This window comes from Shewanella psychrotolerans, assembly GCF_019457595.1.
Classification (GTDB): Bacteria; Pseudomonadota; Gammaproteobacteria; order Enterobacterales; family Shewanellaceae; genus Shewanella; species Shewanella psychrotolerans.
In genome coordinates this window covers 3,991,423-4,017,689 of record NZ_CP080419.1, presented here as the reverse complement: position 1 = coordinate 4,017,689, position 26,267 = coordinate 3,991,423, and the positions used below count along the sequence as shown (strand labels likewise).

Genomic DNA, 26,267 nt, shown 5'->3' with positions numbered 1-26,267 from the left:
GATTTTATTAAAAATTATGTTAAATGAATTATAGAAGGAATAGTTACACATAACAAAAGTATTAATAGCACCAATCAGCGAAATCGCTAATTGGTGCTATTAGTTGTGTTTTACCTAGATCTATAGTGTCGAATGATACAGTGGATCATGATCGCTAAGTGGATTGAACGTTTCAGTTCCAGTCGCACTGCTGCTAGCGGATGAGTCACTAACAATCAGCGCACTTTCCCCATTATTATTCAGCAGTGAGTTGATCACCTCTGCGTCACTATTAGCACCTAGTTCTGTGAACAAATCTACACCATCGAGAACAATCATTTGGTCGACGTTACCGTCATGATTGGCGTCGACCTCTATTGTTGTTGAACCATTTTCGACAGTGAAATGCAGATAATTTGTCAAATTACCCGTGTTTTCACCTTGTAATAGATCGCTCAGATCGAGCTTATCTTGATTAACATTAAAGTCGGTAATATGGTCGGTGCCCGTGTCACCTTGTTGCCATACAAAGGTATCTGCATTGGTGTCGGTAGATGAACTTCCTCCCGTGAGAGTGTCATCGCCCAATCCACCTATCAAGGTGTCCTCTCCCATGCCACCAATAAGCTCATCATTGCCACTACCGCCGAGCAATAGATCATCGCCGCTGCCACCGTGAAGAGTATCATTCCCGCCTTGGCCGAACAGGATATCGTTACCACTATTACCTGCAAGAATATCATCGCCATCATCGCTGCGAGATGTATCAAATAGCGACGGATTGGCTGACACATATGCGTGAACATCCTGAACTGAAATATCGGCCAGATTCTCACCAGTTTGCTGCGCAACAAACTTTTGCAGCGCTGGATAACCTTGACCTTCGATACCGTCAAACTGGACTAGGTCGCCAAAGACAACATCGTTGCCTTCACCAGCGTTAACCGTGTCATCACCCTGAAGCAGCGTCTGCTTTGAGCCTAAGATGATACTCGCTAGATCGCTGATATTAATATTGGTGGCGACATTACCATCTGAATCATAAGGGGTAAGCTTATTAAGGCTAATACCGTTGCCTATGCCGATAGCTTCGACATTAGACAGGGTGTTCAGCACTTGGAAGGCTGCTTGTGCCTCAGATTCAGCATTAACCCATTCTCCATTGATATAGTTATCACCAGACGCGAATTTCGTGATCGTATAATCGCCCTTTTCGTCGACTCTTATGCTACCGGTTTGATAATGCTTCCATGACAGATCTTCCATATACCAGCAGTTAATCGTACCGTACTCATCGACAATGACTTTGCCCCAGAGGGTTAACTCTTTACCTGGGACATAACCATCGAGAAGATCGGATAATGTCTTGTCCAATGACTCGCCGATAGGAAAATCATAAACCAACACATCTTTCGGATCGGCATCCACGTTATAGTTGTAGTTGTTGGTTTCACCATCTGTAATGAAGTAAGTTAGGTTAGTGCCTGAATTACTCGCCGCGGAGCCATTGTTAAACCAATCGATGGCAGTTTCAAAGGCTGCTTCGTAGTTGGTGTTACCATCATCATCTATGCTATCTAATACATTTGAGAGTTTGGTGATGGCATCTGTGTCAGCAAGATCTACCGCAATATTGGCTTTGCTACCGCTATCAAAATCAACCAATAAGACATTCACAGTTCCCGAAGTTTCAGTACCAACACTGGCTTTTAGCGTGTTAAATACCTGTAACAACTGCTCTTTCGCGGTATGAATTTGGGTTGACCCCATGCTACCAGATGAGTCTAAAATAAAGGCAATATTGTAGTTTTCGCCTTGTACAACTTGAATACCGGTAGTATCGCTTACAATAACATCATTGTCGTCAGTCCCATTAATGGTGTTATCACCATGGGTACCGCTGTCGTAGGCATAATCGCGAACAACGCTTAATGGTGTAACGGCAAAGTGGCCATTGGTACTATCACCGTCGGCATCGGTCGCAGTCACATTAAAGTCCAACTGTCCATCAGATGTTTGTGCAATCGCTTTGTATTGGTAAAACTCCCATTGTCCTGTGCTTGGGGTAAACTCGACTTTAAATACCAGTTCCCCCGAATCTGTTTGACCTATGAGTGTATTGCCAGACTGTGAGGTCAAAATGCTTTGGCCGTCACTAGTAAATAGGCCGCTCTCATCAGTACCATTAAATACCAGAGAGCCCTTACCATCCGCTCCCCAGTCTATATCGGCTGTGCCCGTAGCATAACCGGAAGCGATATCTTCATTGCCTAAAAATTCGATTCCCTTGATGGCAAAATCGCTATTGTCAGTCGGGTTGTTAACGCCATTGTCGAGGGCTCGAATAACCATTTGGTCGAAGCCACCCTCCAATACCTCAAAGTCTTTGGCATAGTTTCCACTACCTGCATCCGAGTTAAAGGTTTGCGAAGTTATAAGCTGTCCATCGCGATAAAAATCGACCACACCGACTTCACGTTCGCCTCCATACATAAACTCGAATTCAAGCGTTACACCATAAGCCAGTTTGCCAGCGTCAAGAGTAATAATGACTTCTTCCGACGCTGATGTGCCATCGGCAAACTGACGGAAATCAACTTCACCGGGAAGATCAAGATATGGAGTGCCAACACTTTGAACTCCGATACCGGCCCAATGCCCGTGTATGGTAGATGCGGTTAGTGTTGAATTGGTACTGGAGCTAAATCCATTCGCAGTGACAATAAACCCATCAAAATCAAGTGAGTTATGATATCCCGAGCTATTAGTAAATGAAAAACTACCAACTAATGTGTCCGGGATATCTGTATCTGATACCGTGACTGCTGCAGAATCAGCAATTTCTGGCGCGTCATCATTCACTTGCACAGTAATGTTAGATGTTGCACTATTTCCTCGAGCGTCGACGGCTATTACAGTAATGCCACTGATCTCTAAGTTTTCGGTGCTAACGTTATGCGGGAAGGTATCTAAAAGCTCAGCGGTGACAGAAACGTTGCCCTCTTTGCCACTTTCGATGCTTGTACCGTTGAGGGTTAGGCGGATAGCTTCTTTACCCATGAACGTGCCAATGAGCTGGCCGTTATCATTGAATTCCCACTTTATGTTGGCGTTAACGCCTGATACTTGAATATCGTCAGTATTACCAAATTGGAACCCAGTAATTGATTCGCTGCCAGATTTGAAGCGTAGCGACTGTGAATCTGACTCGGTACCATTGTTGTAAAGATCGGCTTCACTTAGCAGAGATACCGCATTTGAGGTTAGAGCCGTTGGCACCGCAGTTTGCGCGTCGAGATGGATATTAATTGTATCTTGGCTGGAGTCTCCGTCGCTATCTGTGATAACAACGTCGAAGTCTAAGTCAAGATCGCGTGTAGTGGTGACAATCGTACCTACCGAAGTGCCTGTTAACTGGAATTGTGTATTACCAATAGCCATTAACTTGATGTAGCCAATTTCACCAAGATCTGAAATCGTTTCTCCAGAAAGTATCGTGCCTGTGCCGAGTAAAGTTCCATCTTCGGCGTATGCCTCGTAAGCGACTTTAGTTGTCGCGGCATCTGCAGATTTAAATTCAAATAAAAAGCTAGCACTAGCAACATTTTCGGCGTAGTCAACGACAAGAACTTCTGAGCCATCGACTAATACACCATCTTCAACACCAAATGCGCCTTGGTTACCATTGACTCGAAGCGGTTTGCCATCAGCGCCTTCAGCTGAAAGAGTAAATGTTAATTCAGAACCATTAGGTATTGCTGAAATACTTTTATAGATGTTGTAGTTACCATCCGCATCTGTGGCGATGTAGAAGGCATCCTCCATCCCACCCTTGCCGAGAATGGTTGTGACTTCAGTAGATTCAATCTGATCGATACTAGATTCAAATTTAAATTGATAACTACCAATATCATCTCCAGTATTCGGGTCAATGCCGCCAGCATTTGGATTAATATTGAGCGTAAAGACTAACTCAAAGTCGGCGTTGTTTGCATCGTATTCACCTGGTGTTACGCCATTCTTAATTGTATAGGCGATTAACTGATCAGGATTGGCTGGATCAACAAAGTAATAAACCACCTTGCCGCCTGCTGTGATGCCTGAGTCGACGAAGTTGTTTGTACCATCATAGTTGGCATTGTTAAGAATGTTAGCCATGAGACTCGCAGAGTAGTCGTCGTTTAGTACATTGTCATTTCCATCTGCACCATCAACAGTAATCGTACCATTAATGAACCCGGCACTATTGGAGCTAGTTTCATCGCTGGCGACTGCTGTGATCGTATCATCTAAGATTGTGATATTTAGATTGTTACTTATAACACTTCCATCTGCACTAACCGCCTCAATCACAATGCCATTAACTAGTGAATTAAGGTTTTCGCCATTGAGTCCATTGACATGCTCTACGTTATCTAGCAGTTCTACATTGACCGTAATATCACCAGAAGAACCAGCTGCAATAGGATCACCACTTAGCGTTAACTTTATTACCTCAGCTCCCTCCACTGATCCGACTAAGGCGCCATTTACAACAGTCCAGACGATGCTGACACCAGCAGCTAGATTAGTCGCTGCTGTAATAGAAGACGCATTAAAACGGAATTGCGTAAGCTCTTGATTACCTGCTGTAAAACTTATCGTATTAGAAACAGTATCAGGAATATTATCGCGTAAAGTGCTTTCATCAACTGTGATATTAGTATTACTAGGTTGATGTACCTCTGCGGTATCAGTGCCTTGCGCCGAGGTGTTGCCGGCAGCATCGGTTTGGGTCGCGGTGACGGTGATACTTTGTCCGTCAGCAGGCGTGGTTTCAGTCCAGCTGATCACGCCGTTATTGTAGCTGTAGTCGGTTGCTTCATCGCCATTGGCAAAGCGTAGAACGCCATTGTCATAGCTTAAGGTGAAGGCTGCGCCGCCATTGATGGTCAGGGTCACTACGCCGCCCGCTTCAAAATCAGTGCCGTTGATGGACACGGTTAACTGCACATCATCGTCGCCAATTTCAGCCGCGGTTAAGGTGCCATCACCCGGGGTGCCGTCATCGACAATCAACACGGTGGGGGCGTTCGGTGCGGTGGTGTCACCGACTTTAGCCGTATCAGAGGCTTCGGCCGAGGTGTTACCCGCTGCATCGGTTTGGGTCGCGGTGACGGTGATACTTTGTCCGTCAGCTGGGGTGGTTTCAGTCCAACTGATCACGCCGTTGGTGTAGGTGTAGTCACCAAAGGTCAGGGTGCCGCTGCCATTGTCCGTGAAGTCACTGAAGCTCAACGCGATGGCTGCGCTGCCATTGATGGTCAGGGTCACTACGCCGCCGGCTTCAAAATCAGTGCCGTTGATGGACACGGTTAACTGTACGTTATCGTTGCCAATTTCCGCCGCGGTTAAGGTGCCATCATCTGGGTTATTGTCATCGACAATCAACACGGTGGGGGCGTTCGGTGCGGTGGTGTCACCGACCTTGGCGGTATCCTTGCCTTCAGCCGAGGTGTTGCCGGCCGCATCGGTTTGGGTCGCGGTGACGGTGATACTTTGTCCGTCAGCTGGGGTGGTTTCAGTCCAACTGATCACGCTGTTGGTGTAGGTGTAGTCACCAAAGGTCAGGGTGCCGCTGCCATTGTCCGTGAAGTCACTGAAGCTCAACGCGATGGCTGCGCTGCCATTGATGGTCAGGGTCACTACGCCGCCGGCTTCAAAATCAGTGCCGTTGATGGACACGGTTAACTGCACATCATCGTCGCCAATTTCAGCCGCGGTTAAGGTGCCATCATCTGGGTTATTGTCATCGACAATCAACACGGTGGGGGCGTTCGGTGCGGTGGTGTCACCGACTTTAGCCGTATCAGAGGCTTCGGCCGAGGTGTTACCCGCTGCATCGGTTTGGGTCGCGGTGACGGTGATACTTTGTCCGTCAGCAGGCGTGGTTTCAGTCCAACTGATCACGCCGTTGGTGTAGGTGTAGTCACCAAAGGTCAGGGTGCCGCTGCCATTGTCCGTGAAGTCACTGAAGCTCAACGCGATGGCTGCGCTGCCATTGATGGTCAGGGTCACTACGCCGCCGGCTTCAAAATCAGTGCCGTTGATGGACACGGTTAACTGTACGTTATCGTTGCCAATTTCCGCCGCGGTTAAGGTGCCATCATCTGGGTTATTGTCATCGACAATCAACACGGTGGGGGCGTTCGGTGCGGTGGTGTCACCGACCTTGGCGGTATCCTTGCCTTCAGCCGAGGTGTTGCCGGCCGCATCGGTTTGGGTCGCGGTGACGGTGATACTTTGTCCGTCAGCTGGGGTGGTTTCAGTCCAGCTGATCACGCCGTTATTGTAGCTGTAGTCGGTTGCTTCATCGCCATTGGCAAAGCGTAGAACGCCATTGTCATAGCTTAAGGTGAAGGCTGCGCCGCCATTGATGGTCAGGGTCACTACGCCGCCCGCTTCAAAATCAGTGCTGTTGATGGACACGGTTAACTGCACATCATCGTCGCCAATTTCAGCCGCGGTTAAGGTGCCATCGTCTGGGTTATTGTCATCGACAATCAACACGGTGGGGGCGTTCGGTGCGGTGGTGTCACCGACTTTAGCCGTATCAGAGGCTTCGGCCGAGGTGTTACCCGCTGCATCGGTTTGGGTCGCGGTGACGGTGATACTTTGCCCGTCAGCAGGCGTGGTTTCAGTCCAACTGATCACGCCGTTGGTGTAGGTGTAGTCACCAAAGGTCAGGGTGCCGCTGCCATTGTCCGTGAAGTCACTGAAGCTCAACGCGATGGCTGCGCTGCCATTGATGGTCAGGGTCACTACGCCGCCGGCTTCAAAATCAGTGCCGTTGATGGACACGGTTAACTGTACGTTATCGTTGCCAATTTCCGCCGCGGTTAAGGTGCCATCATCTGGGTTATTGTCATCGACAATCAACACGGTGGGGGCGTTCGGTGCGGTGGTGTCACCGACTTTAGCCGTATCAGAGGCTTCGGCCGAGGTGTTACCCGCTGCATCGGTTTGGGTCGCGGTGACGGTGATACTTTGTCCGTCAGCTGGGGTGGTTTCAGTCCAACTGATCACGCCGTTGGTGTAGGTGTAGTCACCAAAGGTCAGGGTGCCGCTGCCATTGTCCGTGAAGTCACTGAAGCTCAACGCGATGGCTGCGCTGCCATTGATGGTCAGGGTCACTACGCCGCCGGCTTCAAAATCAGTGCCGTTGATGGACACGGTTAACTGTACGTTATCGTTGCCAATTTCCGCCGCGGTTAAGGTGCCATCATCTGGGTTATTGTCATCGACAATCAACACGGTGGGGGCGTTCGGTGCGGTGGTGTCACCGACTTTAGCCGTATCAGAGGCTTCGGCCGAGGTGTTACCCGCTGCATCGGTTTGGGTCGCGGTGACGGTGATACTTTGTCCGTCAGCTGGGGTGGTTTCAGTCCAACTGATCACGCCGTTGGTGTAGGTGTAGTCACCAAAGGTCAGGGTGCCGCTGCCATTGTCCGTGAAGTCACTGAAGCTCAACGCGATGGCTGCGCTGCCATTGATGGTCAGGGTCACTACGCCGCCGGCTTCAAAATCAGTGCCGTTGATGGACACGGTTAACTGTACGTTATCGTTGCCAATTTCCGCCGCGGTTAAGGTGCCATCATCTGGGTTATTGTCATCGACAATCAACACGGTGGGGGCGTTCGGTGCGGTGGTGTCACCGACTTTAGCCGTATCAGAGGCTTCGGCCGAGGTGTTACCCGCTGCATCGGTTTGGGTCGCGGTGACGGTGATACTTTGTCCGTCAGCTGGGGTGGTTTCAGTCCAACTGATCACGCCGTTGGTGTAGGTGTAGTCACCAAAGGTCAGGGTGCCGCTGCCATTGTCCGTGAAGTCACTGAAGCTCAACGCGATGGCTGCGCTGCCATTGATGGTCAGGGTCACTACGCCGCCGGCTTCAAAATCAGTGCCGTTGATGGACACGGTTAACTGTACGTTATCGTTGCCAATTTCCGCCGCGGTTAAGGTGCCATCATCTGGGTTATTGTCATCGACAATCAACACGGTGGGGGCGTTCGGTGTGGTGGTGTCACCGACCTTGGCGGTATCCTTGCCTTCAGCGGAGGTGTTGCCGGCTGCATCGGTTTGGGTCGCGGTGACGGTGATACTTTGTCCGTCAGCTGGGGTGGTTTCAGTCCAACTGATCACGCCGTTGGTGTAGGTGTAGTCACCAAAGGTCAGGGTGCCGCTGCCATTGTCCGTGAAGTCACTGAAGCTCAACGCGATGGCTGCGCTGCCATTGATGGTCAGGGTCACTACGCCGCCGGCTTCAAAATCAGTGCCGTTGATGGACACGGTTAACTGTACGTTATCGTTGCCAATTTCCGCCGCGGTTAAGGTGCCATCATCTGGGTTATTGTCATCGACAATCAACACGGTGGGGGCGTTCGGTGCGGTGGTGTCACCGACTTTAGCCGTATCAGAGGCTTCGGCCGAGGTGTTACCCGCTGCATCGGTTTGGGTCGCGGTGACGGTGATACTTTGTCCGTCAGCTGGGGTGGTTTCAGTCCAACTGATCACGCCGTTGGTGTAGGTGTAGTCACCAAAGGTCAGGGTGCCGCTGCCATTGTCCGTGAAGTCACTGAAGCTCAACGCGATGGCTGCGCTGCCATTGATGGTCAGGGTCACTACGCCGCCGGCTTCAAAATCAGTGCCGTTGATGGACACGGTTAACTGTACGTTATCGTTGCCAATTTCCGCCGCGGTTAAGGTGCCATCATCTGGGTTATTGTCATCGACAATCAACACGGTGGGGGCGTTCGGTGCGGTGGTGTCACCGACTTTAGCCGTATCAGAGGCTTCGGCCGAGGTGTTACCCGCTGCATCGGTTTGGGTCGCGGTGACGGTGATACTTTGTCCGTCAGCTGGGGTGGTTTCAGTCCAACTGATCACGCCGTTGGTGTAGGTGTAGTCACCAAAGGTCAGGGTGCCGCTGCCATTGTCCGTGAAGTCACTGAAGCTCAACGCGATGGCTGCGCTGCCATTGATGGTCAGGGTCACTACGCCGCCGGCTTCAAAATCAGTGCCGTTGATGGACACGGTTAACTGTACGTTATCGTTGCCAATTTCCGCCGCGGTTAAGGTGCCATCATCTGGGTTATTGTCATCGACAATCAACACGGTGGGGGCGTTCGGTGCGGTGGTGTCACCGACTTTAGCCGTATCAGAGGCTTCGGCCGAGGTGTTACCCGCTGCATCGGTTTGGGTCGCGGTGACGGTGATACTTTGTCCGTCAGCTGGGGTGGTTTCAGTCCAACTGATCACGCCGTTGGTGTAGGTGTAGTCACCAAAGGTCAGGGTGCCGCTGCCATTGTCCGTGAAGTCACTGAAGCTCAACGCGATGGCTGCGCTGCCATTGATGGTCAGGGTCACTACGCCGCCGGCTTCAAAATCAGTGCCGTTGATGGACACGGTTAACTGTACGTTATCGTTGCCAATTTCCGCCGCGGTTAAGGTGCCATCATCTGGGTTATTGTCATCGACAATCAACACGGTGGGGGCGTTCGGTGCGGTGGTGTCACCGACTTTAGCCGTATCAGAGGCTTCGGCCGAGGTGTTACCCGCTGCATCGGTTTGGGTCGCGGTGACGGTGATACTTTGTCCGTCAGCTGGGGTGGTTTCAGTCCAACTGATCACGCCGTTGGTGTAGGTGTAGTCACCAAAGGTCAGGGTGCCGCTGCCATTGTCCGTGAAGTCACTGAAGCTCAACGCGATGGCTGCGCTGCCATTGATGGTCAGGGTCACTACGCCGCCGGCTTCAAAATCAGTGCCGTTGATGGACACGGTTAACTGTACGTTATCGTTGCCAATTTCCGCCGCGGTTAAGGTGCCATCATCTGGGTTATTGTCATCGACAATCAACACGGTGGGGGCGTTCGGTGCGGTGGTGTCACCGACTTTAGCCGTATCAGAGGCTTCGGCCGAGGTGTTACCCGCTGCATCGGTTTGGGTCGCGGTGACGGTGATACTTTGTCCGTCAGCTGGGGTGGTTTCAGTCCAACTGATCACGCCGTTGGTGTAGGTGTAGTCACCAAAGGTCAGGGTGCCGCTGCCATTGTCCGTGAAGTCACTGAAGCTCAACGCGATGGCTGCGCTGCCATTGATGGTCAGGGTCACTACGCCGCCGGCTTCAAAATCAGTGCCGTTGATGGACACGGTTAACTGTACGTTATCGTTGCCAATTTCCGCCGCGGTTAAGGTGCCATCATCTGGGTTATTGTCATCGACAATCAACACGGTGGGGGCGTTCGGTGCGGTGGTGTCACCGACTTTAGCCGTATCAGAGGCTTCGGCCGAGGTGTTACCCGCTGCATCGGTTTGGGTCGCGGTGACGGTGATACTTTGTCCGTCAGCTGGGGTGGTTTCAGTCCAACTGATCACGCCGTTGGTGTAGGTGTAGTCACCAAAGGTCAGGGTGCCGCTGCCATTGTCCGTGAAGTCACTGAAGCTCAACGCGATGGCTGCGCTGCCATTGATGGTCAGGGTCACTACGCCGCCGGCTTCAAAATCAGTGCCGTTGATGGACACGGTTAACTGTACGTTATCGTTGCCAATTTCCGCCGCGGTTAAGGTGCCATCATCTGGGTTATTGTCATCGACAATCAACACGGTGGGGGGGGTCGGTGTGGTGGTGTCCACACCATAACCTTCAGTGTCAGTAACCGTGATGTTATTACCCGCATCATCAGTAGTGATGACTGACGCGGTGATGCTATTTGTGCCTGCATTAGCTAATACGCTAGCATCGACCATGGTGCTAAAGCCTAATACGCCGTTGCCTAAGTCAACAACGGTCGCGGTGGCGATCTCGTTGCCATTGAGGGTCAGGGTGACGATGTCGCCAAGCTGAACGTCGCCGCCGACAGTACCGCTGAGGGTGACGCTGCCTTCGCTTTCGGCCTGATTAATGATGTTGTCATCACCGACCACAATAGGGTTGAGGTCGATGGTGGCGCTCGCTTGTGTGTCTAAAATTGCTGAATCGGTACCCGGAGCAGATATGTTTCCAGCTTGATCGGTGATAGTCGCAGTAACGACTATTGCGTTTCCTTCACCTGGGGACGGTAAAAACAGATTTACACTGCTGTTAGTGATATGTTCCTGAGTCAGAACAATTGAGGTTCCATTTACAGTAAGGGTATCGCCGACATTTGCCCCTGTATTTTTTAAACTAATGGTTACATCAATTGTTGAGCTGCCATTTAACTCATTGTTGCTGATAAATGCATCGTTATTCTCATCGGTGTTGATCGTAACAGTTGGGGCGCCATCGATAATAGGCGTCACTTCAATGGTTAAGGTCGCATTTGCACCGGTATTGGTGGTGTATGTGATTACAGGTACGCTGCCGTTCCAGTTGTCGTTTGGCGTGAAGGTATATGAGCCATCGGTGTCGATGACTAATGCACCGCCGTCGAGTTCAACGGTGGTGCCAGCGGTAACGGTTTCGCCGTTCACGGTGAAGCTGACGACCGACAGCTCGCTGTCGATATCACTGTCGTTGTCTAAGACATTGCCAGTGGCAACGGTATCTTCGGCGATGGTGTTGCTATCGTTAGCTAATACAGATGTATCATCAACAGGCGTCACTTCAATGGTTAAGGTCGCATTTGCACCGGTATTGGTGGTGTATGTGATTACAGGTACGCTGCCGTTCCAGTTGTCGTTTGGCGTGAAGGTATATGAGCCATCGGTGTCGATGACTAATGCACCGCCGTCGAGTTCAACGGTGGTGCCAGCGGTAACGGTTTCGCCGTTCACGGTGAAGCTGACGACCGACAGCTCGCTGTCGATATCACTGTCGTTGTCTAAGACATTGCCAGTGGCAACGGTATCTTCGGCGATGGTGTTGCTATCGTTAGCTAATACAGATGCATCATCAACAGGCGTCACTTCAATGGTTAAGGTCGCACTTACACCGGTATTAGTGGTGTAGGTGATGATCGGAACTGTGCCGTTCCAGTTGTCGTTTGGCGTGAAGGTATATGAGCCATCGGTGTCGATGACTAATGCACCGCCGTCGAGTTCAACGGTGGTGCCAGCGGTAACGGTTTCGCCGTTCACGGTGAAGCTGACGACCGACAGCTCGCTGTCGATATCACTGTCGTTGTCTAAGACATTGCCAGTGGCAACGGTATCTTCGGCGATGATGTTGCTGTCGTTAGCTAATACAGATGCATCATCAACAGGCGTTACTTCAATGGTTAAGGTCGCACTTACACCGGTATTAGTGGTGTAGGTGATGATCGGAACTGTGCCATTCCAGTTGTCGTTTGGCGTGAAGGTATATGAGCCATCGGTGTCGATGACTAATGCACCGCCGTCGAGTTCAACGGTGGTGCCAGCGGTAACGGTTTCGCCGTTCACGGTGAAGCTGACGACCGACAGCTCGCTGTCGATATCACTGTCGTTGTCTAAGACATTGCCAGTGGCAACGGTATCTTCGGCGATGGTGTTGCTATCGTTAGCTAATACAGATGCATCATCAACAGGCGTCACTTCAATGGTTAAGGTCGCATTTGCACCGGTATTGGTGGTGTATGTGATTACAGGTACGCTGCCGTTCCAGTTGTCGTTTGGCGTGAAGGTATATGAGCCATCGGTGTCGATGACTAATGCACCGCCGTCGAGTTCAACGGTGGTGCCAGCGGTAACGGTTTCGCCGTTCACGGTGAAGCTGACGACCGACAGCTCGCTGTCGATATCACTGTCGTTGTCTAAGACATTGCCAGTGGCAACGGTATCTTCGGCGATGGTGTTGCTATCGTTAGCTAATACAGATGCATCATCAACAGGCGTCACTTCAATGGTTAAGGTCGCACTTACACCGGTATTAGTGGTGTAGGTGATGATCGGAACTGTGCCGTTCCAGTTGTCGTTTGGCGTGAAGGTATATGAGCCATCGGTGTCGATGACTAATGCACCGCCGTCGAGTTCAACGGTGGTGCCAGCAGTAACAGTTTCGCCGTTCACGGTGAAGCTGACGACCGACAGGTCGCTGTCGATATCACTGTCGTTGTCTAAGACATTACCAGTGGCAACGGCATCTTCGGCGATGGTGTTGCTGTCGTTAGCTAATACAGATGCATCATCAACAGGCGTCACTTCAATGGTTAAGGTCGCACTTGCACCGGTATTGGTGGTGTAAGTGATGACAGGTACGCTGCCATTCCAGTTGTCGTTTGGCGTGAAGGTATATGAGCCATCGGTGTTGATGACTAATGCACCGCCGTCGAGTTCAACGGTGGTGCCAGCAGTAACAGTTTCGCCGTTCACGGTGAAGCTGACGACCGACAGCTCGCTGTCGATATCACTGTCGTTGTCTAAGACATTGCCAGTGGCAACGGTATCTTCGGCGATGGTGTTGCTATCGTTAGCTAATACAGATGCATCATCAACAGGCGTCACTTCAATGGTTAAGGTCGCACTTACACCGGTATTAGTGGTGTAGGTAATAACCGGGGCTGCACCATTCCAGTTGTCGTTTGGCGTAAAGGTGTATGATCCATCGGTGTTGATGACTAATGCACCGCCGTCGAGTTCGACCGTGGTGCCAGCGGTAACGGTTTCGCCGTTCACGGTGAAGCTAAACACTGACAGGTCGCTGTCGATGTCGGTATCATTGTCTAATACGTTACCTGTGGCGACGGTATCTTCGGCGATGGTGTTGCTGTCGTTAGCTGTGATGGTGGGGGTGTCATCATTACTAACTAAACCTGAAGTTGAGGCTAATTCAGATTGAGCAACCTCGTCGGAGTTAAAACCCGTCGTTGCAATTGTTTGAGCGCCACTTCGACTCAAAGATATAAAATCGGATCCGCCTTCATTACCTTGAACACCGCCAGCGGCAGTTTCTGGGAGTGTTGCTGTTGGATCATCTCCGGCGGCAATAAGTGCTTGTAATTGCTCTATTTCATTTAAGGCGTTGATATCATCACCAGCCGTTATTTCTTCTGGGGATATATCCGTACTGTTATAAGTACTACCATCCTGATATACGATCTCAAGGGTTGATTCTTCAGGAATAGAAATTATTGTGCCAGAAGGGATGAAGTCCCCAATAGTCGCAACTTTACTACCTGTATCTAATTGAATCGATACATTTCCTTGAGTGTTTGTGACTTGTCCATTTTGAGCTGTAACTAATGATTTCATTCCTGCCCCCGCAGATTAAATAAATACAATCGTAACCAGTTGGTTGTAATTGTTAGCGCACTTTATCGCCAAGAATTAGATGCTAACAGTGATGTTGACAAGAGTCAATTTTTTGACGTAAAGAGATTGCTAAAGTAAATGGGAGAATGAATTACTAAGATGAAAAGCAGCAAAAAGGCCAAACTTTTTGATGATTCGTTTGGCCTTCTATTGTGACATTTATATGTTAAATCTTAAGGTATCGTATCTATGACTAGATTTTCATTGTTAAGCAAGTTAGTAATGATCTGGTTATCACTAAGTGAGTTATTTGCTGTCAGGTCAACGTTCTCAATAACTATGATTAAGTCGGTTAAACCATCGTGATTTGCATCAACAGAAATTTCAGTATTACCACCGCTAAAGTTAAATTCTAGATATTGCTCCAGACTAAAGTTGCCGGTCTCCTCATCAATTAGGATATTTGAAAGATCTAAAGCGTCGTAATTCACGTCAAAATTAATAAGGGTATCGGTGCTTCCATCAGCTGACCCCTGATTCCACACAAAAGTGTCTCTGTCTGTATCGATTCCAGCATCCATCGTATCGCTGCCAGTACCACCAATTAGTACGTCACTACCTACACCACCAATAAGAATATCGTTATCACCTTGTCCAAATAAGATATCATTACCATTACCTCCATAGATAGTATCCCCGCCATCGTCTGCTCCAGATATATCAAACTCTTCAGTGTGCTCAGATATGTAGCCGTGTATCTCAACGTCGCTAATATCATTGATATCAATATTCGTTTGAGTTGCCACATATTCTTTTAAGGCCTCGTATCCTTGAGTGCTAATTCCTGCAAATTGAGCTAAGTCACCAAATACTATATCGTGTCCCTCATCAGCTGTGATGACATCATTACCAGGAAGAAGGCTAGATTGAAGAATTGCATTGGCTAAGTTATTCACGTCAACATTATTCAGGATTTGCCCATCAGAGTCGAAGTCTTCAAGTATGTTAGTATTGATGTTATTGCCAAGTCCGATTGCTTGTATGATTGACAATGCACTTAGTAGGTTGAATGCAGCTAAACCGTTTTGGTAACTGCTATTAGGTATTCCACCATCGGAAGTTGGTCTTCCATCTGTAATGAAGTACGTGAGGTTGCTACCGCTATTTTGAGATGCCAATCCAGTTGCAAACCAATCGTAAACCTCGTTAAAGGCGGCATAGTAATTAGTTTGACCTCCGCTACTCATTGACTCCATTGCGGTGCTTATCTGCGATAAGACATCATTTGCTGTTAAGTTTATTGAGATAAGTGTTTGAGCCGAACTGGCAAAATCAACCAATAAAACATTTACGGTTCCTGAATTAGGCTGATTCGCATTCGTAATTAGCTGTTCGATAACGCTGAGTATTTGTGATCTTGCTGTATTCACTCCTGAATTCCCCATGCTACCAGAGGTATCTATGAGAAAAGCGATATTGTAGTTTTCACCAGGGATAATGCTTGTGGTGTCGCTAACAATCAGATCATTACCGTCACTGCCCTGATGTGTATCATCGCCAGGATTTAATGTCTGGTGATTGAATATTTCAATATCAACAGCGGCAGAATCTGTTCCACCATTGCCATCACTTATTTCATAAGTAAATCTAACTGGGGCTGAGCTATTACCATTATGCTGATAGGTATAGCTACCATCTTCTTGAATAGTTAACACTCCTCCCGCAACATTAACAGTGGCAACTCCATTAACAAACGTGAGTTCTGCACCATTGATATGGGTAACTCTGAGGTTATCTCCATTAGCATCGGTATCAGAGCCTGATCCTGTGTCATCAGTTATCACATTGGAGCTAATTATTCCGCCGCTATCGACCTTGTATGCATTGTCGATTGCGTTAGGCACGTAGTTATCAGGAGTAAGCGTGATGTAAAAATGGCCGTTATTGTCATTAGTAAATGGTATTGCATCGCCATCATTGTCAGTGGCAGTGTATGCAAACTCAAGATCGATAGGAGTATTGAATATGACGCCAGAAGAGGATAATCCGTTGATTTGGAAATCTTCTCCACTAACGTGAAAGATCTCAATCGACATAATTGACAAACCATTGTGCTCTAATTCTTCAATTAAAAACACACCGTTGGTAGTTGTTATATCGACGACTTTTGTTGAGTTATCTGAATAAGTTATTATGTATTGGATGTTAGCTGACCCAGTATGGCTACCGTTGTTATTCGTTCCCAAATTAATGGCTAATAAAGAGGTACCATCTACACCATATTCAATTTTAATTGACTCATTCTCACTTATGGAGGTCTGCGGCCCGACTCCAATGCCGTGACTATTAGAGTTAATTTGAGAAGAAATACCGTTCGTGTATCCTGTAATTGTTGAGATAACACTAGTAGCTTGTCCATTTTGAGCATAAATTGAACCGTCAGAATCAACATAGTAAGTTAGGTTATTACCCGCTGGTGCCGAACCTATGTTGTAATCAATTATCGCTTCTTGGTCTACTTCCTGAAGTAGTACGAACTGATAGTCGTAATGACCATCAGCATCTAATACGGCAGTTAACGTAAATACATCCACACTGTTAGCAGTGGCAGTCAATGTATTGCCATTCATTGTGTAAACAAGATCGTAACCGTCGTGCTGTAAACCAGTCGTAATGAGTTCGAAATCGACACTTCCGAAACCATCAGCACCAGGATTAAATAGGTCTGCTGTGACAGTACTACCTATGCTATGGGAAATATCATGTACTAATGATTCGTCAACTTGGTCTACTCCAGAGTCATCTTCAATTGTGACACTAAAGGTTGTTGATACATCAGCTGAACCATCATTAATTGTGACACCAAAGCTTAACTGCATAATATCTTCAATGCTGTTAAGTGCATGATCTACAGGAGCTAAAAGATTAACTGTATAAGCCACGCTATAACCAGATGCATCCCCAGTTACAGAACCAAGCACTATAGTCATGATCGCAGTGTTACCAACTGAACCTGTGAGAGTGTTGGTTTGACTATTCCAACTCCAACTGACTAACTGTCCATCGGAATACACATCTATGCTTGGGCCTGACAATGAAATGGCAAAAGCACTACTGTCAGCGGCATCGGGATCCGTAAAGGTAATCACACCATCATTGGTTTTTAAATCAGTGTCATCAGAAGGATCACCGATATTATCAGTAATACCAGCCAATAAGCCTTCTTCAGATACAACTGTTGCACCTGCATTAATTACAGGCAGATCGTTAACAGGCGTGACCGTAATGGTCACGGTGGCAGTATCAGTATCGGTACCATCGCTTAAGGTGTACTCAAAGCTTGGTGGTGTTTGAGTGGGATCTGAGCCATCGTGTTGATATTCAAAGGTACCGTCGGCCTTAATGCGCAGGGTGCCGTTATCAATCGAGAAGTTTTGACTCCATCCGTCAGGGTCAAAGGTAAGCGCAACGCCATTCACTTCGGTGACAATGAGTGTTCCGCCATCACCGCCATCACTGTCGACCAGATTATCGCCATCGTTATGGGTAATAACATTTCCTTGGGCTAAGGCCCCTTCATTAATGCTAAAGCTATCATCTTCAGCAAAAGGCCCATCGTTAACAGGCGTGATCGTGATGGTCACGGTGGCAGTATCAGTATCGGTACCATCGCTTAAGGTGTACTCAAAGCTTGGTGGTGTTTGAGTGGGATCTGAGCCATCGTGTTGATATTCAAAGGTACCGTCGGCCTTAATGCGCAGGGTGCCATTATCAATCGAGAAGTTTTGACTCCATCCGTCAGGGTCAAAGGTAAGCGCAACGCCATTCACTTCGGTGACAATGAGTGTTCCGCCATCACCGCCATCACTGTCGACCAGATTATCGCCATCGTTATGGGTAATAACATTTCCTTGGGCTAAGGCCCCTTCATTAATGCTAAAGCTATCATCTTCAGCAAAAGGCCCATCGTTAACAGGCGTGACCGTAATGGTCACGGTGGCAGTATCAGTATCGGTACCATCGCTTAAGGTGTACTCAAAGCTTGGTGGTGTTTGAGTGGGATCTGAGCCATCGTGTTGATATTCAAAGGTACCGTCGGCCTTAATGCGCAGGGTGCCGTTATCAATCGAGAAGTTTTGACTCCATCCGTCAGGGTCAAAGGTAAGCGCAACGCCATTCACTTCGGTGACAATGAGTGTTCCGCCATCACCGCCATCACTGTCGACCAGATTATCGCCATCGTTATGGGTAATAACATTTCCTTGGGCTAAGGCCCCTTCATTAATGCTAAAGCTATCATCTTCAGCAAAAGGCCCATCGTTAACAGGCGTGATCGTGATGGTCACGGTGGCAGTATCAGTATCGGTACCATCGCTTAAGGTGTACTCAAAGCTTGGTGGTGTTTGAGTGGGATCTGAGCCATCGTGTTGATATTCAAAGGTACCGTCGGCCTTAATGCGCAGGGTGCCATTATCAATCGAGAAGTTTTGACTCCATCCGTCAGGGTCAAAGGTAAGCGCAACGCCATTCACTTCGGTGACAATGAGTGTTCCGCCATCACCGCCATCACTGTCGACCAGATTATCGCCATCGTTATGGGTAATAACATTTCCTTGGGCTAAGGCCCCTTCATTAATGCTAAAGCTATCATCTTCAGCAAAAGGCCCATCGTTAACAGGCGTGACCGTAATGGTCACGGTGGCAGTATCAGTATCGGTACCATCGCTTAAGGTGTACTCAAAGCTTGGTGGTGTTTGAGTGGGATCTGAGCCATCGTGTTGATATTCAAAGGTACCGTCGGCCTTAATGCGCAGGGTGCCGTTATCAATCGAGAAGTTTTGACTCCATCCGTCAGGGTCAAAGGTAAGCGCAACGCCATTCACTTCGGTGACAATGAGTGTTCCGCCATCGCCGCCATCACTGTCGACCAGATTATCGCCATCGTTATGGGTAATAACATTTCCTTGGGCTAAGGCCCCTTCATTAATGCTAAAGCTATCATCTTCAGCAAAAGGCCCATCGTTAACAGGCGTGACCGTAATGGTCACGGTGGCAGTATCAGTATCGGTACCATCGCTTAAGGTGTACTCAAAGCTTGGTGGTGTTTGAGTGGGATCTGAGCCATCGTGTTGATATTCAAAGGTACCGTCGGCCTTAATGCGCAGGGTGCCGTTATCAATCGAGAAGTTTTGACTCCATCCGTCAGGGTCAAAGGTAAGCGCAACGCCATTCACTTCGGTGACAATGAGTGTTCCGCCATCGCCGCCATCACTGTCGACCAGATTATCGCCATCGTTATGGGTAATAACATTCCCTTGGGCTAAGGCCCCTTCATTAATGCTAAAGCTATCATCTTCAGCAAAAGGCCCATCGTTAACAGGCGTGACCGTAATGGTCACGGTGGCAGTATCAGTATCGGTACCATCGCTTAAGGTGTACTCAAAGCTTGGTGGTGTTTGAGTGGGATCTGAGCCATCGTGTTGATATTCAAAGGTACCGTCGGCCTTAATGCGCAGGGTGCCATTATCAATCGAGAAGTTTTGACTCCATCCGTCAGGGTCAAAGGTAAGCGCAACGCCATTCACTTCGGTGACAATGAGTGTTCCGCCATCGCCGCCATCACTGTCGACCAGATTATCGCCATCGTTATGGGTAATAACATTCCCTTGGGCTAAGGCCCCTTCATTAATGCTAAAGCTATCATCTTCAGCAAAAGGCCCATCGTTAACAGGCGTGACCGTAATGGTCACGGTGGCAGTATCAGTATCGGTACCATCGCTTAAGGTGTACTCAAAGCTTGGTGGTGTTTGAGTGGGATCTGAGCCATCGTGTTGATATTCAAAGGTACCGTCGGCCTTAATGCGCAGGGTGCCGTTATCAATCGAGAAGTTTTGACTCCATCCGTCAGGGTCAAAGGTAAGCGCAACGCCATTCACTTCGGTGACAATGAGTGTTCCGCCATCGCCGCCATCACTGTCGACCAGATTATCGCCATCGTTATGGGTAATAACATTCCCTTGGGCTAAGGCCCCTTCATTAATGCTAAAGCTATCATCTTCAGCAAAAGGCCCATCGTTAACAGGCGTGACCGTAATGGTCACGGTGGCAGTATCAGTATCGGTACCATCGCTTAAGGTGTACTCAAAGCTTGGTGGTGTTTGAGTGGGATCTGAGCCATCGTGTTGATATTCAAAGGTACCGTCGGCCTTAATGCGCAGGGTGCCGTTATCAATCGAGAAGTTTTGACTCCATCCGTCAGGGTCAAAGGTAAGCGCAACGCCATTCACTTCGGTGACAATGAGTGTTCCGCCATCGCCGCCATCACTGTCGACCAGATTATCGCCATCGTTATGGGTAATAACATTCCCTTGGGCTAAGGCCCCTTCATTAATGCTAAAGCTATCATCTTCAGCAAAAGGCCCATCGTTAACAGGCGTGACCGTGATGGTCACGGTGGCTGGTGTACTGTCGGCTAATCCATCGTTGTCGATAGCATGATAGGTAAAGGTAGTTTGGCCATTCCAGTCATCCTCGGGAATAAAGCTGAGGTTTGCTGCTTCAGCAACCAAGACTGTCATACCTATTGTCACCGGAACACCATTAAGGATGAGTGTGCCGTTATCCGGCAAACTATCAATAATGAAGCTGACTACAGTTCCATCAAGATCTGTGCCGATTAGTTCAGGGACAATGATTGCGGTATCTTCAGCTCCAGACACTATAAGATCATAGGTTTCAGGAGCATCGTTAGTGCCGGTAATGGTAATTGTGACCACTTGGGTGTCGGTGGCACCAAATTCATCTGTGACGGTAACTAAGAAGGTTTCAATGACTTGTTGTCCTTCCGAAAGGGGGGTTGCGGCGTTATTATCGAGTGTGTAAGTCCACTCTCCGGTTATTGGATCTATATTGAAACTGCCGTAAGTAGAAGTGTCGTTGCCACTCCAAGTATGGCTGGCTCCGTCATCAACATCGCTCACTGTGAGCGTCCCAGTTGCGATTTGGCTTCCAGCTGGTTGTGCATTTTCGTCGAATTCTGTTACAGCACCAGTAGCATCAACTTCGGTTGATGTGATAACCGGGCTATCGTTGGTGCCAAGCACTGTGATGGTGACCACTTGGGTATCCGTAGCACCGAACTCATCGGTGACTGTAACCAAGAAGGTATCTATCGCGCTTTGGCCTTCAGCCAAGCTGTCGGCTGCATCATTATCTAAGGTGTAGGTCCATTCACCATTAGTGCTATTGATGCTAAAGCTACCATAACTACCAGTATTGTCACCACTCCAAGTGAGTACAGCACCCGTATCAGGGTCAGTTGCTTCAAGAATTCCATTAACAAATTCTACGCCGAGAATAATAGTATTATCGTCTTCATTACCTGCTTCGATTACTGTGCCTGAGCTATACCCTTCAGTCTCTTCGCCACTAAGTGGAGGAGTAATTATGGGGGTATCATTGGTACCAGTGATAGTTATCGTCAAGGGTACTAATACTGAGTCGCCGTCATTGTCGGTTAGCAGGTAGTTAAAGCTTTCAATGATCTGCTCACCTAAGGCTAACGACTGGATATCAGAAGAGTCATTGTTTAGCTGGTAGGTATAGCTACCATCAGCAAAAATCGTTAGTAAACCGAATTCACCTTGAATGGCATTCGATGTTGAAACGGCGACAGATGTGCCTTGTGCGTTAGTGATCGCGGTAACTTCTGCTGAGTCAGCACCTAAGGTGTCATTAGCCAGTAAATTGCCTGCAATTTGTGCAGCACCATCTTCGGATACGCTATTGGTGTCGGCCAAACCTTCGGGCTGGTCGTCAACAACATTAACGGTAATGCTACCGTTGGCCACATTACCTGCACCGTCAACCAATTCGATATTAAATACAAATTGCTGTTGGTCATTAGCACTATGATCGACATTCGAATTGAGAGTGTAATCATAGATAAACTGACCTGTTGAACTGTCAAATTCGGTGATGGTTAATACGCCATTTTCGGTATTAATAACGATGGGGCCTGCAAATTGGCCATTGTTGATAATATCGATTCCATTGATCGTTAAGCTGGCGATACCTGCTTCTGCATTCGCTTGAATGTTTGCTGCCAGTTTCGTCAGTAATGATGATGGATCGCTACCTTGTGGAAGATTCGCTTCAAAAATGGAAAAGCTTGCTGAGGTCAATGTGGGGGCCGCGAACGTTTGCTCTGGAATAATCTCGGTTTCTGGGGGGGTATCTGCCGCTAGAGTAAAACCAGTCGTATCCCACCCCGCACCAGCGAGGGTCTCATCTCCAGTACGCCCTAAGGTAACAAAGTCTGAACCGCCTTCGTTACCAGCAGTACCTGCTCCTGCTGCGGTTTCTGGCAATCCTTGAGTAGGATCATCTCCAGCTAGAATTTGAGCTTGTAAAGCTGCAATCTCGGGATCCAGAGCAACAGGCACATCAGTCAGTTGATTTGCCGAATCGGTATCGCCTGAGTCGCTTGCTACTTCTTGAATTGGAGTTTGCTCAACTAAATTTGCCTGAGTTGTTAATGTGCCGTCTTCATATTCTAAGTTGAATTTTGCTTGTGGGGAAAAAATCAGCTGCTCACCAGATCGGATAACGTCGCCAATTTTGACATCTCTGATATTTCCCTGTTCATCTTTAACCTTGAGTTGACCGACAAGATTAACAACTACCGCGTCCTGTGTTGTGATTGATGCACCCATAATCATTTCTCGCTTTGCTTAGGGTAGATCTAGAGCGCTACTACACTACGTTCACTCTAGCTAATTAGCCTGTTTGTTTATTCGTCTGTAGTAAGTGTGGTTGGCTTTGATTTAGAGTCAAATAAGGTGGAATTGGTAAGAAAAATGACCTAAAAAGGAGGTTTTTAGTTGAGGTAGGTAATAGTTTGTTTTAATGACATTTATCTTCGGGCATTAATTAAATAAGTTAATGCTTAAACAATAAACCACCCTAAGAGGTGGTTTATTAGTTAAAAAAAGTATAAAAAAGCGTCAAAATATTGCCGCTTTACGATAACTTTGCAAGGCAGCATTCTGTTCACCAAGATGCTCTTGTGCTTCTGCTAGGGCTAGCCAAGCGTTTTTAGATGGAGTTTGATGACAGACTTTTTGCCACCATTTTTGAGACTCTCTATATTCTTTGCTTTGATCATAGAGGCTAGCAATACAAGCTTGGTAATTGGCATCGTCGGCATATTTTTTTTCAAGATCGAAAATGTGTTTTCTTGCATCGAGATCTGCTGGAGATAAGATTGTTGCTATCGCCTTAAAAATATCTTGGTTTGGTGTGTTTTTTAGCGCCTTAAACAACATCTTCACCGCTTCGTCTTTTCGATCAAATTTTGCAATACCTATCGCATATTGGGCTATAAAAGCGGATTGCTTGCGTTCTGATCGACTTAACCAATGCCAAGCCTTTTCTAATTCTTGTTCATTTTTATCTGCAGCTGAATTTAAGAGTGCTCGATTGGTTTTATCATTTAAGTCGTTAAATTCGTCTTGAGTGAGAATATTTCGTTTGTTGGCTATAGGTAATAGTAACTTAAGCGCATTCCAATCTTCTTGAGCTTGATAAAGTTCGATAGCAAGGCGCAATAATGGTCTTTTACTCTTACTTGTTGGATTGAGTTGATCCAAAATAGCCCGAGCTTGTTCCAATTCTCCTTGTTGCAGCAGATAGCGTAATCGAGTCGTTTGCACCGCTGCCGAGGCTTGAGGATCTTTCTCTGCTTGTAACAGGTATTCATCACGGGCGGCTGTATTATTTTGATGTTGTGCAGCTCTTGCCGCTGCTAATAAATTGAGTGCCGGAATCTCACCTTTATTAGCGCCTTTCGCCATCGCTATTTCCGCTTCAGCCCAATCTTCTTCTGCTAATGCTAGCGCGCCATACAAAGTGTGTTTTCTTGCTTTCTTTCGCCGCCATTTTTCGGGAAGTAAGCGACTATTTAATATCAGATTTATAGTCCAAACGACGAATGCCTCTACACAGACAAGCAGCGCATAAAATAAGATCGCAGCAAATAAAGCAAAAATCAGGCTAGTCTCTAACTCTTGATCACCTATTGCGACATAAAGGTAACCATTTAGCCCTGAAAGATAAGGACTGATGATTAAACCAATGAGAATGATAACAAGATAGATCAGCGCTTTAATCATAGTGGCTTCTCCAGATCGCTAACAAGACTTCCATGTGTAACCAGCTGTTGTAGCAGTGGTGTTGCCGAAAACTGGTTGATTGTGGGCGATTGAAGCTCTAGGGTCACTAAAGCATCTAGGGCCGCAACAGTTTGCTCCGTTTTACTGTCAGATAGGTCGAAATATTGATAAATCCATTTTCTTGCCAAGGTAATAGACTGACGGTAGTTAACCTGATCTTGTCGGAAAAGTGCAAGCTGAGCCTGTAAAAGTTTATTGCGGACATTTTCGACTAGATACCATTGTTGATCGGGTGCCAGCAAAGGGGCGTGATCAGTAGTGCGTTGACGAATCACTACAAACTCTTCGATAAGTGCCTGCCATGACTTTGCTAAATTGCTTTGCCAATCTTCGATTGAATCAGTCATTGTGAGTGAGTCATCGGTGGTGGTGATGTCTGATTTACTTCGATTTAATTTAAGTTGTTGCAAGCTCTCTATCATACTATCTAGAGTCAGTACCGTACCCGCGACATCGGTGGTTTTAATTGCAGCGACCTCGGTCATATCTTTTGCAAGTGCTTTACGCAGAGGTGTAAGAGACGGGTCTTGCATCGTTTGGATACGGTCATCGGCTGCCTGTAGTAAGCTAAGCGCTGTTTGAGGGTCTTTTTCTAGCCATAATTTACTGCCTGCCATTCTGACAAGATATTTGGCTTCTTCTGCCATCCAATGGTTAGGATTTTGCTGAGCGAGTTTGTTAACTTGATCTTGTAATTGATTTTGTGATTCAGAAACATGAGTCAATTTATTTGCAAGATCCCGCTCAACTGAGCGTTGTTGTTGCTCTAAATGAGTAATACGAGCTAGAGGATCATCAAGCCGTTGTTGTAGCTGTTGGGTTAGCTCGGCCGCACGTTCTTTCTGAACGGTGAGTTCTTGGTACAGATAGAATCCGCCAGTTGAGGTGGCAAATAGCAATAACAGAATAAGAATGAGGTTAAATAGGAAACCCCAAGAAACACCGCTAGATACCTTATTATCTTGAGGGGCCTCAGTTGATGGAGCAGACGCAGAGGCTTCTGCAAAGGTCGCGTCTACGGTGTCACTAATTTCAGGTGTTGGTGCTACCGCTTTGCTTTGTTGCATATTATTGTCCATTCAACAGATTCCTTGAAGACGTAAGACTACTTGGCTATGCAGGAGGTTGAAAGGTTTACTTGGATAAACCTAAAGCTATAAGTACTGCATTGCTATTCGCTGCTTGAGCATTTGTTACTTGTGTAAAACCCGCTTGTATAGCTTGTTCATGCACACGAGAGCTGGGCACTATAATATGACAAGCGTGCAGCCAAGCAAATAGTTCTTTAGGTACAAGTGTTAGTAGATTAGAGAGAACTTCGCCACTGGTGACGACAATCGTATCAATATGCTGTTGTTGCCAATTGAGTGCAATCGCCTTATCTAAGGCTGGGCATGCGCGTTGATATACTTGCCAATAGCTCACATTAGCCCCTCTTGCCGTTAGTTGTTGCGCAAGGGTTTCCCGTCCTCCGACACCTCGCACTATGGTAAGGTTTTGTCCATCAAGACGCTGTAGCGAGGGCAGTGTGAGTAGTCCTTCGGTCTGCTGACATTCAGCAGGTGCTTCCATTGCCTCAATCCCCAATGCATTTAGGGCCAAGTAGGTTGCTTTACCTACAGCATAATATTTGGCTGACGTTGGAAATTGATTATTAAGTGCTTTTGCTGCGTATTCAACTGCATTGGTACTTATGAATATAATGATGTGTGCGTGATTAAACGCGGTTATAGCTTCGGTGTTGTCAATGTCTTCGGTGGCGACAACTTCGAGCAACGGTGTGACAATAAATGGGATCTGTCGCTCGGTTAATGCATCGCACATTGACTGATTGCGCCCCTTAGGGCGCGTCAGTAACACTTTCATGTT

General features: G+C 47.6%; 5 protein-coding genes. All 5 read right to left on the bottom strand.

The window, feature by feature from the left end; genetic code table 11:
- Nucleotides 1–120: 120 nt before the first annotated feature.
- Nucleotides 121–14,166 carry a cadherin-like domain-containing protein gene (locus K0I62_RS17610; protein WP_220069328.1) on the bottom strand — a complete coding sequence of 4,682 codons (14,046 nt, stop codon included), beginning with the start codon at nucleotides 14,164–14,166 and terminating at the stop codon, nucleotides 121–123.
- Nucleotides 14,167–14,399: 233 nt separating this feature from the next.
- Nucleotides 14,400–22,880, bottom strand: coding sequence for a retention module-containing protein (locus K0I62_RS17605; RefSeq protein WP_220069327.1), 8,481 nt, complete (start codon nucleotides 22,878–22,880; stop codon nucleotides 14,400–14,402).
- Between the two features lie 291 nt (nucleotides 22,881–23,171).
- The gene (locus tag K0I62_RS17600) at nucleotides 23,172–24,338 is read right to left on the bottom strand and encodes a heme biosynthesis HemY N-terminal domain-containing protein (protein WP_220069326.1); all 1,167 of its coding nucleotides are present in this window, start codon (nucleotides 24,336–24,338) and stop codon (nucleotides 23,172–23,174) included.
- The gene (locus tag K0I62_RS17595) at nucleotides 24,335–25,477 is read right to left on the bottom strand and encodes a uroporphyrinogen-III C-methyltransferase (RefSeq protein ID WP_220069325.1); all 1,143 of its coding nucleotides are present in this window, start codon (nucleotides 25,475–25,477) and stop codon (nucleotides 24,335–24,337) included. The genes K0I62_RS17600 and K0I62_RS17595 overlap by 4 nt, the downstream gene beginning before the upstream one ends.
- Nucleotides 25,478–25,532: 55 nt before the next feature.
- Complete coding sequence (locus K0I62_RS17590; RefSeq protein ID WP_220069324.1) at nucleotides 25,533–26,264, bottom strand: uroporphyrinogen-III synthase; 732 nt, start codon at nucleotides 26,262–26,264, stop codon at nucleotides 25,533–25,535.
- Between the last annotated feature and the right edge of the window lie 3 nt (nucleotides 26,265–26,267).